The following is a 13,608-nucleotide window of genomic DNA, read 5'->3' on the forward strand; positions in this document are numbered from 1 at the left end:
AACTTGGTTAAGTTATTAAGGGCGCACGGCGAATGCCTTGGCACTAGGAGCCGAAGAAGGACGGCACTAACACCGATATGCTTCGGGGAGCTGTAAGTGAGCTTTGATCCGGAGATTTCCGAATGGGGGAACCCACTACGTTTAATCGCGTAGTATCTTGACGTGAATTCATAGCGTCTTGAAGGCAGACCCAGGGAACTGAAACATCTAAGTACCTGGAGGAAGAGAAAGAAAAATCGATTCCCTGAGTAGCGGCGAGCGAAACGGGAAGAGCCCAAACCAAGAGGCTTGCCTCTTGGGGTTGTAGGACACTCTATACGGAGTTACAAAAGAGCGAGTTAGATGAAGCGACTTGGAAAGGTCCGCCAGAGCAGGTAAAAGCCCTGTAGTCGAAAGTTCGTTCTCTCCTGAGTGGATCCTGAGTACGGCGGAACACGTGAAATTCCGTCGGAATCCGGGAGGACCATCTCCCAAGGCTAAATACTACCTAGTGACCGATAGTGAACCAGTACCGTGAGGGAAAGGTGAAAAGCACCCCGGAAGGGGAGTGAAAGAGATCCTGAAACCGTGTGCCTACAAGTAGTTAGAGCCCGTTAATGGGTGATAGCGTGCCTTTTGTAGAATGAACCGGCGAGTTACGATTACGTGCGAGGTTAAGCTTTAGAAGGCGGAGCCGCAGCGAAAGCGAGTCTGAATAGGGCGAATTAGTACGTGGTCGTAGACCCGAAACCAGGTGATCTACCCATGTCCAGGGTGAAGGTGAGGTAACACTTACTGGAGGCCCGAACCCACGCACGTTGAAAAGTGCGGGGATGAGGTGTGGGTAGCGGAGAAATTCCAATCGAACTTGGAGATAGCTGGTTCTCTCCGAAATAGCTTTAGGGCTAGCCTCGTGATGAGAATACTGGAGGTAGAGCACTGTTTGGACTAGGGGGCCATCCCGGTTTACCGAATTCAGACAAACTCCGAATGCCAGATATTTATACACGGGAGTCAGACTGCGAGTGATAAGATCCGTAGTCAAAAGGGAAACAGCCCAGACCACCAGCTAAGGTCCCAAAGTAATCGTTAAGTGGAAAAGGATGTGGCGTTGCACAGACAACCAGGATGTTGGCTTAGAAGCAGCCATCATTTAAAGAGTGCGTAATAGCTCACTGGTCGAGTGACGCTGCGCCGAAAATGTATCGGGGCTAAACGATTCACCGAAGCTGTGGATTGACATCTATGATGTCAGTGGTAGGAGAGCGTTCTAAGTGCGTTGAAGTCAGATCGGAAGGACTGGTGGAGCGCTTAGAAGTGAGAATGCCGGTATGAGTAGCGAAAGACGGGTGAGAATCCCGTCCACCGTATGACTAAGGTTTCCTGAGGAAGGCTCGTCCGCTCAGGGTTAGTCGGGACCTAAGCCGAGGCCGATAGGCGTAGGCGATGGACAACAGGTTGATATTCCTGTACCACCTCCTCACCGTTTGAGAAATGGGGGGACGCAGTAGGATAGGGTAAGCGCGCCGTTGGTTGTGCGCGTCCAAGCAGTAAGGCGTGTGTGTAGGCAAATCCGCACACTGTAACGTTGAGCTGTGATGGCGAGTCCGTATGGACGAAGTTCCTGATTTCACACTGCCAAGAAAAGCCTCTATCGAGGTGAGAGGTGCCCGTACCGCAAACCGACACAGGTAGTCGAGGAGAGAATCCTAAGGTGTGCGAGAGAACTCTCGTTAAGGAACTCGGCAAAATGACCCCGTAACTTCGGGAGAAGGGGTGCTCTTGAGCGTGCAAGCGCATGAGAGCCGCAGTGAATAGGCCCAGGCGACTGTTTAGCAAAAACACAGGTCTCTGCAAAACCGTAAGGTGACGTATAGGGGCTGACGCCTGCCCGGTGCTGGAAGGTTAAGAGGAGTGGTTAGCGCAAGCGAAGCTGCGAATTGAAGCCCCAGTAAACGGCGGCCGTAACTATAACGGTCCTAAGGTAGCGAAATTCCTTGTCGGGTAAGTTCCGACCCGCACGAAAGGCGTAACGATCTGGGCACTGTCTCAACGAGAGACTCGGTGAAATTATAGTACCTGTGAAGATGCAGGTTACCCGCGACAGGACGGAAAGACCCCGTGGAGCTTTACTGTAGCCTGATATTGAATTTTGGTACAACTTGTACAGGATAGGTAGGAGCCAGAGATCTCGGAGCGCCAGCTTCGAAGGAGGCGTCGGTGGGATACTACCCTGGTTGTATTGAAATTCTAACCCATGCCCCTTAGCGGGGTAGGAGACAGTGTCAGGCGGACAGTTTGACTGGGGCGGTCGCCTCCTAAAAGGTAACGGAGGCGCCCAAAGGTTCCCTCAGAATGGTTGGAAATCATTCGTAGAGTGTAAAGGCACAAGGGAGCTTGACTGCGAGACCTACAAGTCGAGCAGGGTCGAAAGACGGGCTTAGTGATCCGGTGGTTCCGCATGGAAGGGCCATCGCTCAACGGATAAAAGCTACCCCGGGGATAACAGGCTTATCTCCCCCAAGAGTCCACATCGACGGGGAGGTTTGGCACCTCGATGTCGGCTCATCGCATCCTGGGGCTGTAGTCGGTCCCAAGGGTTGGGCTGTTCGCCCATTAAAGCGGTACGCGAGCTGGGTTCAGAACGTCGTGAGACAGTTCGGTCCCTATCCGTCGTGGGCGTAGGAAATTTGAGAGGAGCTGTCCTTAGTACGAGAGGACCGGGATGGACACACCGCTGGTGTACCAGTTGTCTTGCCAAAGGCATCGCTGGGTAGCTATGTGTGGACGGGATAAGTGCTGAAAGCATCTAAGCATGAAGCCCCCCTCAAGATGAGATTTCCCATTACGCAAGTAAGTAAGATCCCTCAAAGACGATGAGGTAGATAGGTTCGAGGTGGAAGTGTGGTGACACATGGAGCTGACGAATACTAATCGATCGAGGACTTAACCACAATGTTTGAAACATTCAATGCACGTTTATCCAGTTTTGAAAGAACAATTATTCTTTCATCAAGGGTTTCAAGATACGAGTAGTTCGAGGAAGAGATGGAGAGAGGAAAGGAGCGTACTCAAGTACGTGACTGACTGAACGACAGAAGCTGACGAAGAAATGCGACGTATATTGAAAGCCGAAAATAGTCTAGTGATGATGGCAAAGAGGTCACACCCGTTCCCATACCGAACACGGAAGTTAAGCTCTTTAGCGCCGATGGTAGTTGGGGGCTTCCCCCTGTGAGAGTAGGACGTCGCTAGGCAATCTAAAGTCTGAGAATTGTTTCTCAGGCTTTTTTAATTTTTAGGCTGTCTTATACAACAAATGTATAGGACAGCCTTTTATTTTCAGTCAACGAATGTATTTTCTGTGCGAAAGCGAAGCGACAGCAACAAAAGTGTTTTCTGTGCGAAAGCGAAGCGACAGCAACAACATTTCGCCAAGGAAAAATCTAAAATTCAAGAGCGTTTCGAAGATTATTTAAATAAGATTGGCTAACGGGTAGTTCACTTCCATCCTTTAGCGTGACAATAAAGTTGGAAGTAAGATCACGAGCCATTTTTTTTATGAAATGAATATTAACAATATAAGATCTGTGAATGCGAATAAAAGATGACGGTAGACGCATTTGAAGTTCTTTCAGTGTAATACTTGTTTTAAATTGTTCCCCCTCCACATAAAACCACGTTTTTTTCTGCAGGCTTTCAATATGAGAGATTTTTTCAATTGCAACAGGATTCCATTCCTCTTCTTGCTTTCCAGTTAAAAATTGAAAGGGCTCTACTTTCTTTTCGGTAAAGCTTGAAGGTAATACTACAACAAGTGCTGCAGGCACATTTAAAATGTTTATAGGGTAGCCTATCCCGTAATAGGGTGTTTCAAATAAGGAATTATCTAAAATGGCGTCTGTTCGTTTCCTTGTGCGTAGAACTTGCTCTGCAATGCTACCGGATTGTACTTGTTGACCTACCTCCAAATTGATGTTTTGATGTCCAGAATGAAAATAGATATAGGAGTTTTCGGCAGCAATTGCAATAGATGAATGGACTGGAACCCAGTCTTTTAACATTGAAATAAACTGTTGTGAAATATCTTTTGGCAAAGAATTAAACTCATTGTTCATTGTGAATATCCCCCTTGTTTGTAAACAGTTTACCAAATTTCGTCGCCGAAAAAAGCGGTTTCATCATTAAAATTTGGTATTTTATCTAAAAATAATGAAAATTCAGATGTTCTGTTATATATTAATTTACAACAAATAAACCTGTTATGGAACAGTAGATTAAAAGTTTTTTAACAGAGTATATTGTATACAAAGGGGAAGGTGGAATTTTAATATGTCAACACGTCAAGAAAAAATCCAAGCATTAGAAAAACAATGGGCAGAAAACCCACGTTGGGCAGGCATTGAACGCGGTTATTCAGCTGAAGAGGTTGTTAAGTTACAAGGTTCTGTTGTACTTGAACAAACTTTAGCAACTAAAGGTGCGGCTCGACTTTGGAACTCTTTACATGAAGAACCGTTCATTAATGCATTAGGTGCATTAACTGGTAATCAAGCTGTACAACAAGTGAAAGCCGGATTAAAAGCAATCTATTTATCAGGCTGGCAAGTAGCTGCTGATGCTAACCTTTCTGGTCAAATGTATCCTGACCAATCTTTATATCCAGCAAACTCTGTACCGGCAGTAGTTAAGCGTATTAACCAAGCTTTACAACGTGCAGATCAAATCGATCATGCTGAAGGACGTGTAGATCAATTTGATTGGTTCGCTCCAATCGTAGCAGATGCTGAGGCAGGCTTCGGTGGTCCTCTGAATGTATTTGAACTTGTAAAAGGCATGATTGAAGCTGGAGCTGCTGGTGTTCACTTAGAAGACCAATTAGCTTCTGAGAAAAAATGCGGTCACTTAGGTGGTAAAGTTTTACTTCCAACACAAAATGCTGTTCGTAACTTAATTGCTGCTCGTCTTGCAACAGATGTAATGGGCGTTGAGACGATTTTAATCGCTCGTACAGATGCTGACGCTGCTGATATGGTAACATCTGATATCGATCCGCGTGATGCTGAGTTTATTACTGGCGAACGTACTCCAGAAGGCTTCTTCCGTACAAAACCAGGCATCAAACAAGCGATTGCTCGTGGTTTAGCATACGCGCCATATGCAGATTTGATTTGGTGTGAAACTTCTAAGCCATCACTTGAGGAAGCTCGTGAATTTGCGGCAGCTATTCATGCTGAATTCCCAGGTAAATTGTTAGCTTACAACTGTTCACCTTCATTCAACTGGAAAGCGAATCTATCAGAAGAAGAAATCGCAGAATACCAACGCGAGTTAGGTAAGTTAGGATATAAATTCCAGTTTGTTACATTAGCTGGTTTCCATGCATTAAACCACTCTATGTTCGAGCTTGCGCATGATTATAAAGATAATGGTATGGCTGCATACTCTAAGCTACAACAAGCTGAGTTTGCATCAGAATCAAAAGGCTACACAGCTACACGTCACCAACGTGAAGTAGGTACTGGTTACTTTGATGACGTATCTCAAGTTATCTCTGGTGGTACTTCTTCTACAACAGCGATGGCTGGCTCTACTGAAACAGAACAATTCGTATAAGTTTCATAAAATACGTGTATTCCTAAATTCATAATCATAGATCTGTCTCCTCCGCTCCTCCTAAAGCGGGGGATGACTATTTAAAATCGCAAAGGTGGGGGAAACAACTGATGGAACAAGCAACAACAGGTAAGCTTAAAATTGTTGGGGAACAAAACGAGCAAACAAAAGAAATTTTAACACCAGAAGCCCTTGAGTTTGTTCTTGCCCTGCATGAAAAATTTGATGCTCGTAGAAAAGAGCTGTTAGAGGCTCGTCAAGAACGTCAAAAGCGTCTTGATGCAGGTGAGAAACTCGACTTCTTACAAGAAACAAAGCATGTTCGTGAGGGAGATTGGACAATTGCGCCACTTCCAGCAGATTTGCAAGACCGTCGTGTAGAAATTACAGGACCTGTTGACCGTAAAATGGTTATTAATGCTCTAAACTCTGGTGCAAAAATGTTTATGGCTTGCTTTGAGGATGCATCTGCTCCGACATGGGAAAACATGATTGGCGGCCAGATTAATATGCGTGATGCTATTAATAAGACAATTGAATTCACACAAGCATCCAATGGTAAAACATATAAGTTAAACGAAGAAACAGCTGTATTATTAGTTCGTCCACGTGGTCTTCATTTACTTGAAAAGCATGTACTAGTGGATGGGGAACCGATTTCAGGTAGTTTCTTTGATTTCGGTCTGTATTTATTCCACAATGCTAAAAATGCATTGGCACAAGGTACTGGGCCTTATTTCTACCTACCGAAGCTTGAAAGCCATTTAGAGGCTCGCTTATGGAATGATATCTTTGTTTATGCACAGGATTATATTGGAATTCCACAAGGGACAATTAAGGCTACTGTATTAATCGAAACAATTTTAGCAGCATTTGAAATGGATGAAATTTTATATGAACTACGTGAACATTCAGCGGGTCTGAATTGTGGACGTTGGGATTACATTTTCAGCTATATTAAACGTCTGCGCAATCAACCCGATGTAATTTTACCAGACCGCGGACAAGTGACAATGACTGTACCATTCATGAAGGCATATACGTCTTTATGTATTCAAACATGTCATAAACGTAATGCTCCTGCGATGGGTGGGATGGCAGCACAAATCCCTGTTAAGGGTGATGATGACGCGAATGCTGTGGCATTTGCAAAGGTTGCAGAAGATAAACGCCGTGAGGCAACAGATGGCCATGATGGAACTTGGGTAGCACATCCAGGTATGGTTGCAACGGCGATGGAACAGTTTGATGCGATTATGACGACGCCAAACCAAATCCATAAAAAACGTGAGGATGTAACTGTTGCAGCGGAAGATTTAGTAGCTGTTCCAGAAGGTACAATTACACTTGAAGGTCTTCGTGTTAACTGTAGTGTAGGGGTTCAGTACATCGCTTCTTGGCTACGAGGAAACGGAGCTGCACCGATTAACAACTTAATGGAGGATGCTGCAACTGCAGAAATCTCCCGTACACAAGTATGGCAATGGATTCGTCATCCAAAAGGTATCTTGGAGGATGGTCGTGGCATTACATTGGCATTCGTACTAGAAATCTTGGAGGAAGAACTTGTGAAAATTAAAGAGGCTGTTGGGGAACAAGCCTATAACAGCGGTCGCTATGATGAAGCTGCTGAGCTGTTTAAATCTTTAATTGAGCAAGATGAGTTTGCCGAATTCTTGACGCTTCCAGGTTACGAAAAATTAGCTTAATTTGCTTTCAGCAATCGCTGAAAGAAGTTAAAGCCTCCGGACGCAATTATGCCGAGGCATAATTGATTTGAAATACGAATCTACTAAACGAACATATCCAACTTTCCTAGATTGTTGTGGACTGAACTCGAATGCAGTCCACTCTAATTTTCTACTAATGTGACGAGCGGGGTCTGTTCCCCCGTTCCGTACTGAAAAATGAGCACGGTTACAAATTTATAAGGGGTCTACTTAAATAAAGAGATTTAAAAGGGGTGAAAGATGTCTTGCGGGCTTAGATGGGGAGCTTGTAAGGCATCTTTTTATCTTCATTCTAAGGAGGAGCGTAAAATGCGTAATAAAGAATTATTATTAGTTCCTGGACCAACTCCAGTAGTCGATGAAATTTATGATGCATTAGCAAGTGAAACGAGGGGACACACAGACCCACGTTTTGTTTCGATCTATAAAAATGCCATAGAACAAACAAAAAAATTATTACAAACAGATGGCGAGGTTTTTGTCATAGCTGGATCTGGAACACTTGCTATGGAAATGGCGATTGTTAATACAGTTGGCAAAGGAGAAAAGCTACTCGTAATTAGTCACGGTTATTTCGGTGACCGATTTACACCATTAGCCAAAGCTTATGGTATTCATGTAGAAGTACTACAGGCTGAATGGGGTAAGCAAGTTGAGATTTCTACAGTTGAAGAAAAATTAGCAGAGGGTAATTTTAAAGCTGTTACAATTACACATGCGGACACTTCTACAGGTGTAGTATCCGATTTGGATGCATTGGTATCCGTTATTAAGAAGGCTGGTGCACTAGTTATTTTGGATGGAGTTGTAGCGACAGCTGCTCTTGATGAAAATATGAGCAAGGAATATGGTCGTCCTGACTACAAATTAGATATTGTGTTAACAGGGTCGCAAAAGGCAATTGGTGTACCACCAGGTTTAGCGATTATCGCCTTCAATCAAACTGCTTTAAAGGCACGTGAGGCATTAGGGTCAATTCCGGCCTATTATAGCGACATTAAAAATTGGATTCCGGTAATGAATGACCCAGGGAAATACTTTGCAACGCCTCCGGTAAATTTAATTTATGCATATGATGTGGCGATGAACATTGTACTAGAAGAGGGGATGACAAAACGTGAGGCACGTCATGTCGCATATGGTTGTGCAATAAGAGCTGCATTATCCACGTATGGTATGGTGGCACTGGCCGAGGAAGCGGTTGCTGCACCGACACTTAGCTGTTTACTTTATCCTGAAGGGGTAGAGGATGCGAAATTCCGTGCAAAACTTGCAGAAAAAGGCGTGATAGTAGCTGGTGCACTAGCGCATTTAGCAGGAAAAGCCTTCCGTATTGGGCATATGGGCAATACAACCCCCGTAATGCTTGAAGAGGCAGTAAGATTAATAGGGGAAACATTAAATGAAGTAGGCTGCACAGTGGATATAGAACAAGCTGTTACATGTTTACAAGAAAAATTAGCTATTGTTGCGAAATAACTATTTGAAAAGAGATGTCATGAATCATGAGACATCTCTTTTTTTTGATTAATTAACTTCGGTGGGAACAAAGCCATCATAGCCTATATTGCCAAGGATTATTTAAAGGATGTTCATATTAAACATAAAATTGGCTCATCACCAAAAGTTGTGGATGAAATTTGTTAAGATGTATGCCTTGTATATAAATTGATCTTCGTTCCAACTGGGCGACTCTTTGGGGATCAGCGTCACAGATGAGACCCTGCAGCGTAGCGGATGTTATCTGTGCGAAAGCGAAACGACAGCAACAAATGTTTTATCTGTGCGAAAGCGAAACGACAGCAACAAATGTTTTATCTGTGCGAAAGCGAAACGACAGCAACAAATGTTTTATCTGTGCGAAAGCGAAGCGGCAGCGGCAAATGTTTTATCTGCGCGAAAGCGAAGCGGCAGCGGCAAATGTTTTATCTGTGCGAAAGCGAAACGACAGCAACAAATGTTTTATCTGTGCGAAAGCGAAGCGACAGCTACAAAGCGCCCAGTCGGAATGGAAATCAACCACACGTTAGGGGGATGAGCCATGAAATTGCAATATCCTTTTTTTATGCACAAAAAACGATAATTTGTTATATTGTTTATATAACAATTATGGAGATGATATGAATGTTTATTCAAATAGAGCCACAATCTGACGTTCCCATTTATGAACAGGTGACGCGGCAAATTATTGAAGGAATTGCAAGAGGGGATATGAAGCCGGGTGATGCTTTGCCATCTGTACGTAATTTAGCGGCTGATTTAGGTGTAAATATGCATACTGTTAATAAGAGCTATCATGAGCTAGAGGAGAAGGGGATTATTACAATTAGAGCCAAATCAGGTGCTATTATTCGTTCGGCAGAGGAGCGCGCCTTAACTTCTGAGCAATTACAGCAAATTGAAAAAAATTTAAAGCCTGTTGTGGCAGAAGGAATGGTGCTCGGCGCAACAGCAGAGCAAATCGAGCACATGATGAAAAAAGTATTTGCTGATTTGCAAATAGCAACAGAAGGGGTGTAGTACATGCTACTTGCTGTTTTTTCAACAATCTACATCATAACATTAGCTTTACAAGCGTTTGTTCCGTTTATAGTACGGGAAACGATTGTCTTTGGTGTGACTGTACCTGAACAAAACGTAAAACATCCCATATTGAGGGAAATGAACAAGCGTTATGCTCAAATTGTAGGAATTTCTGGTGTAATGTTGTTAATTGTTATGATTGTCAGCTATTATTACCTTGCACCGTCTGAGTTCATGCAAGGTAATTTGCTGCTTGGATGCTTATTTGCCATGCTTGCAGTCAGTATGACACTATATTGGGTGTACCATCAAAAAGTTTTAAAACTTAAAAAGCAAGAGCAATGGGGCTCGAATATTAAACAAGTTCGTGCAATTGACTTAACAGCACGAAGTCTTGATGAAATGCTTCCGTGGCCATTTTATGTAGTTCCTTTTGGTGTTACGGTGTTTTTAATTATCTTTACATTCCTTCATTATGATCAAATACCGAACAATATTGCTGTACACTGGGGGCCTAACGGTGAAGCGGATTCTTGGAGAAGTAAAACGTATTTTACTGCGCTTTCACTGCCGCTTGTTATGCTAATGATGCAATGTATGATGTGGGGGATTGTAGATTCCATTAAGCGATCGGCTATCAAATTGGCTGTTAATCGTAAAGATGAATCATTGGAAGATCAGTTAAAAAGTCGAAAATATATTAGTTGGAACATTATGTTATTAAGCTATGCCATAACTATATTATTTACAGTATTACAGTTAAGCAATATCTATCCTTCGATGACTACAGGAAATAGGCTGTTGCCGGTATTTATATTATTTTTATTACTCGTTCTTGGCTCAGTATTTGTTTACGCATGGAAAAAACGCAAGCTGAGGGTGGAGTATGGGGATAATATCGTTTCAGAGGTAATGGATGTTGATGAGGATTGCTATTGGAAGGGTGGATTAATTTATATGAATCGTCAAGATCCTTCCGTTTTTGTCGAAAAACGCTTTGGGGTCGGTTGGACGATGAATTTTGCAAATCCACGAGGCTATATCGTAATTGGTCTGCCATTACTTATATTGCTGTTGATTTCTTTCTTTTCGTTATAATATGGATGAAAGTAGTTATTAAAGATCTCCTCATTCCTATCGGGACAATGTACAACGTAAGACTCAATGGATGCTTGCAGATTGTCCGCGGTGGGGAGTGAACTTAAAATAGTGTACAGGATGGAGGTAAGGCTTGAATGAAAATTCTCGTTGTAGATGATGATGTACATATTTTGCAGCTAGTGAATATTTACCTGACAAGAGAGGGCTATCAGGTGTTGCAGGCGGAAAACGGACATCAGGCTCTTAAATTACTGGATGGAAACTTGCCTGATTTGGCTATTGTGGATGTCATGATGCCAGGAATGGATGGATTTACATTAACCGAAACATTGAGCCAGGATTACGATATTCCTGTTTTGTTATTAACGGCAAAGGGCGAGATTGAGGACAAGGAACGAGGGTTTTTGGCAGGCTCAGACGACTATGTTGTGAAACCATTCGAGCCTAAAGAATTACTGTTTCGCATAGCTGCCATATTACGTAGACTTGATAAGAAAAATCAGGTAACAATCCAGGTGGGTAGGCTAGTTATTGATCGTCGAAGCTTTGAAGTTATCATTGGGGACGATACACTCGTTCTGCCTTTAAAGGAATTTGAGCTATTGGCATTACTAGCATCTCGCCCGAATCAGGTGTTTACACGTAGTTATATTATGGAACAGGTGTGGGGCTATGATTATGATGGAGATGAGCAAACTTTAAATACACATGTGAAGCGGATCCGTGAGCGTCTGCATCGTTATGAAACAGATGTTGAGATTACAACGGTACGTGGTGTAGGCTATAAGCTTGAGGTTATTGCATGATGAAAACGTTATATAGTAAGTTTGTTGTCACGACTTTGCTCGTTATGATAGGAAGCTTGTGCATCGGTTTTTTAGCAACAAATACTTATTATCACCAAGTTATAAAGGAAAAAAATGATGCTAAAAATGTGAATATTGCGCAGGATATTGCGAAATACATCGAGACAGCAAAACCTAAAGATTTAGATAATTATTTCAAAACTCTTGGCGAAATTGGTTATCAAACTTATGTAACGACTGGTGATGAAGGGCAATTTTATGGTGGTAAATATCGTGATAAAACACTGTCATCCAATACTGTTAAGCATGTTTTAGACGGGGAAATTTATCATGGTATGCGCGATTTTCCAAAAGAGACTTTTATGACAGGCTTTTTTGCGAATGAACTAATTAATACGATAGGTGTGCCATTTACATATGAAAATAAGCATTATGCACTGTTTATAAGACCGGATATTCGCTTGTTATTCTCTGAGGTGCATACGATACTCGGTGGGCTTATTCTTGTGATGGCAGTACTTAGTTTATTGTCAATGCTACTATTTGCAAAAGCACTAATTCGCCCTATTACACAGTTAACAGAGGCAACACATCAGCTTGCACATGAAAAGTTCGATACGTTACTGGATATAGATCGAGCGGATGAGATTGGACAATTAGCAGTTAGCTTTAATGTCATGACAGAAAAATTACAGGAAAATGATCGAATACGTAAAGAGTTTATTAGCAATGTATCCCATGATTTTCAGTCGCCATTGTTGAATATCCAAGGCTATGTTGATTTGTTAAGGAATCCCTTGCTGACCGACAAAGAAAGGCAGGAATATACGACGATTATTGAGCTAGAAACGAAGCGTCTGTCGACATTAACGAAGCAATTACTTTTACTAACATCACTCGACCAATCTACAAGGTTGTTAAAGTGTGAGCCTTATCGAGTAGATGAGCAATTGAAGGAAACGGTAAGAAAATATCGCTGGCAGCTTGAGGAGGCAAATGTACAATTATCGTATCAGCTTGAACCAGTAACATATGATGGGGATGCTGGGCTATTACAAAATGTTTGGGACAATTTATTGACGAATGCCATTAAATATAATGTCGTAGGCGGGGAAATTCATGTTCACTTGCAAGAATCCCCAACCTCAGTTGAAGTAATCGTTGAGGATAGTGGTATAGGGATGACTGCTGATCAATTACAAAAGGTATATGATCGCTTTTATCGCGCGGATGCTTCTAGAACAAAGCAAGGTACTGGGCTTGGACTAGCCATCGTAAAGCAAATTGCTGAGCTACACGGAGGAACGGTTCAAATGGAAAGTACAATTAATTCGGGTACAAAGGTTCGAATCGACTTACCCAAATTGTAATGAGGAGTTCATATAAAGTTCATGTTCATGGGATACACTACTGAATAAGTTGAAAAAACTTAGGAGGAGTTAACGTATGGAACAAAAATGGAGTTTACGCCTTATTCGTCTTGCTGCAATTTTTGCCTTATTTGGTACGTATCTAGGCTCACATATGTCTGGTTCTGGTAGTTATGAATATAGACCGATACACGCCCACGTTTTATTAGTTGGCTGGTTAAGTATGTTTGCATGGGGCATTTTCTATCGTGCCTTCAAAGTGAAATCACAAAAATTAGTAGCTGCACATGGTTGGACAGCAATTATCGGTGTTTTTGGCTTAACAATCGGCATGTGGTTCTACAATATAAATCCATTTAATTTTAACCCAACATTTACATTGGTCTTCTTTATCGTAGGTGGGACAACATTATTAATTAGCTTTGCTTTATTTATCTTTGTAACATTTATGGTAAATCAAAAAGAAGAAATGAAGAACTAGAA

General features: G+C 42.3%; 10 protein-coding genes and 2 rRNA genes. 11 read left to right on the forward strand and 1 reads right to left on the reverse strand.

Going from position 1 to position 13,608, the window contains the following annotated elements; all coding sequences use genetic code 11:
- The first annotated feature begins 5 nt into the window (after positions 1 to 5).
- Together QUF91_RS01005 and rrf are read left to right on the forward strand one after the other, a co-directional pair.
- Positions 6 to 2,933: ribosomal RNA gene (locus QUF91_RS01005) — 23S ribosomal RNA — on the forward strand.
- A 187-nt stretch (positions 2,934 to 3,120) separates the two neighbouring features.
- Positions 3,121 to 3,236, forward strand: a 5S ribosomal RNA gene (gene rrf, locus QUF91_RS01010).
- A gap of 189 nt (positions 3,237 to 3,425) precedes the next feature.
- Here the strand turns inward: rrf and QUF91_RS01015 are convergent.
- Positions 3,426 to 4,097 carry a LytTR family DNA-binding domain-containing protein gene (locus QUF91_RS01015; protein WP_285400092.1) on the reverse strand — a complete coding sequence of 224 codons (672 nt, stop codon included), beginning with the start codon at positions 4,095 to 4,097 and terminating at the stop codon, positions 3,426 to 3,428.
- A 214-nt stretch (positions 4,098 to 4,311) separates the two neighbouring features.
- Here QUF91_RS01015 and aceA point away from each other — a divergent pair, with 214 nt between their 5' ends.
- The 9 genes from aceA to QUF91_RS01060 all read left to right on the forward strand — a co-directional run bounded on the left by aceA (position 4,312) and on the right by QUF91_RS01060 (position 13,606).
- The gene (gene aceA / locus QUF91_RS01020; protein WP_285400093.1) at positions 4,312 to 5,595 is read left to right on the forward strand and encodes an isocitrate lyase; all 1,284 of its coding nucleotides are present in this window, start codon (positions 4,312 to 4,314) and stop codon (positions 5,593 to 5,595) included.
- A gap of 110 nt (positions 5,596 to 5,705) precedes the next feature.
- Positions 5,706 to 7,304: a malate synthase A gene (aceB, locus tag QUF91_RS01025; RefSeq protein WP_285400095.1), complete on the forward strand. Its 1,599-nt coding sequence runs from the start codon at positions 5,706 to 5,708 to the stop codon at positions 7,302 to 7,304.
- Between the two features lie 330 nt (positions 7,305 to 7,634).
- Positions 7,635 to 8,804 (forward strand): pyridoxal-phosphate-dependent aminotransferase family protein, encoded by a 1,170-nt coding sequence (locus tag QUF91_RS01030; protein WP_285400097.1) that lies wholly within the window; start codon positions 7,635 to 7,637, stop codon positions 8,802 to 8,804.
- A gap of 217 nt (positions 8,805 to 9,021) precedes the next feature.
- A complete protein-coding gene (locus tag QUF91_RS01035; protein WP_289416514.1) occupies positions 9,022 to 9,363 on the forward strand; it encodes a hypothetical protein in 342 nt (113 codons plus the stop codon).
- Positions 9,364 to 9,449: 86 nt separating this feature from the next.
- The gene (locus tag QUF91_RS01040) at positions 9,450 to 9,845 is read left to right on the forward strand and encodes a GntR family transcriptional regulator (RefSeq protein ID WP_285400100.1); all 396 of its coding nucleotides are present in this window, start codon (positions 9,450 to 9,452) and stop codon (positions 9,843 to 9,845) included.
- A 3-nt stretch (positions 9,846 to 9,848) separates the two neighbouring features.
- The gene (locus QUF91_RS01045) at positions 9,849 to 10,946 is read left to right on the forward strand and encodes a DUF1648 domain-containing protein (RefSeq protein WP_289416515.1); all 1,098 of its coding nucleotides are present in this window, start codon (positions 9,849 to 9,851) and stop codon (positions 10,944 to 10,946) included.
- A gap of 137 nt (positions 10,947 to 11,083) precedes the next feature.
- A complete protein-coding gene (locus tag QUF91_RS01050) occupies positions 11,084 to 11,755 on the forward strand; it encodes a response regulator transcription factor (RefSeq protein ID WP_285400104.1) in 672 nt (223 codons plus the stop codon).
- Entirely contained in the window at positions 11,755 to 13,125 is a 1,371-nt protein-coding gene (locus tag QUF91_RS01055; protein WP_289420010.1) for a sensor histidine kinase, read from the forward strand. Before QUF91_RS01050 ends, QUF91_RS01055 begins: the two co-directional genes overlap by 1 nt.
- 76 nt (positions 13,126 to 13,201) lie before the next feature.
- Positions 13,202 to 13,606, forward strand: coding sequence for a hypothetical protein (locus QUF91_RS01060; protein ID WP_285400105.1), 405 nt, complete (start codon positions 13,202 to 13,204; stop codon positions 13,604 to 13,606).
- Positions 13,607 to 13,608 lie beyond the last annotated feature (2 nt).

Origin of the sequence: Lysinibacillus sp. G4S2 (assembly GCF_030348505.1) — a bacterium.
Taxonomy (GTDB): Bacteria; Bacillota; Bacilli; order Bacillales_A; family Planococcaceae; genus Lysinibacillus.